Raw genomic sequence first — 1121 nt, forward strand, 5'->3', positions numbered from 1 at the left:
GCGGTCTCTATTTGTTGATTCTGCTAAGACGCACTTCTCTTGGAGCGCGCTCATGAAAGCCCGCCAACTTAATGTATACAGAGGTCCTTGCGCCATTCTCTCCGACCTCAATATTGATATTCCACAAGGAAAATGGACTAGCGTTATTGGACCCAATGGCGCAGGAAAATCTTCCCTCTTACAGGCAATGGCTGGGTTACTGAAGTGGGATGGCTCCATCACTATCGACGAAGTTCCTTTATCTGCATTTACCCTAAAAGATCTTGCAAAGAAAATTGCTTGGCTCGATCAAGGCTCGAATAATTCAGAAGAATTTGATGATTCCTTAAGTGCGTATGACACAGTCATGCTGGGACGCATTCCGCATCAGGGGTGGCTGCACCTCCCTTCCAATGCCGATCATATTTCGGTCGAAAGGGCTTTGCAACAGACCGACGCATGGCATTTACGCCATCGTCCCTTACAGCAACTATCTGGGGGAGAGCGTCAGCGAGTTTTATTGGCGCGTCTGCTTGCAGTGGACTCCGACATCCTTCTCATGGATGAGCCCCTGGCCAATTTGGACCCACCTCATCAATCCGATTTTCTGAAATGGCAAAACGACTTACTGACTCAAGGCAAGACCTTAGTGACGGTATTACATGAGATTCAGTTTGCTCTCCGTGCCGACCATTTGGTGATGCTGAGTAAAGGCAAACTACATTTTCAGGGGTCAAACCAAGACCCTAGAACCCATCAGGCCCTAATCGAGCTATTTGATGGGCGCATTCACCTAGAAAAGCTGGGGGATGATTGGGTGGCTTTACCTAAGTAAGCCCAAAACCAGGAGTTTCACAAAGCGTTTTGCTAAGGCTACAATGCCCATATGACCGAGTACACCCCTCATGTCCCAAGTGACCCAACTGAATCTGATTCGATAGCCGAATCATTGCACAGGCTATCTCACAAAATTCAGCTGATCTCCGATGCCGTGAGAGCCTTACATCAAGATCGCAATCAGCTTGAGGCTAAGATTGAAGATGCGCAGAAGCGAATTCAGCACATTTTGAGCCGCTTACCGGAACAGAGTGATGGGCGTCAGTTGAACTTGCTTGGCGAACCCGTCACACCACCTAACCCAG

Annotated in this window: 2 protein-coding genes; both read left to right on the forward strand. The window is 48.5% G+C overall.

The window, feature by feature from the left end; translation table 11 throughout:
- A partial coding sequence (locus B7X71_RS17490; protein ID WP_363927320.1) for an ABC transporter ATP-binding protein occupies positions 1-814 on the forward strand: 814 nt, incomplete at its 5' end.
- Positions 815-865: 51 nt separating this feature from the next.
- Positions 866-1121, forward strand: a 256-nt coding sequence (locus B7X71_RS17495; protein WP_293601679.1) for a hypothetical protein, incomplete at its 3' end; no start/stop codon positions are given.

The organism is Polynucleobacter sp. 39-46-10, from assembly GCF_002282275.1.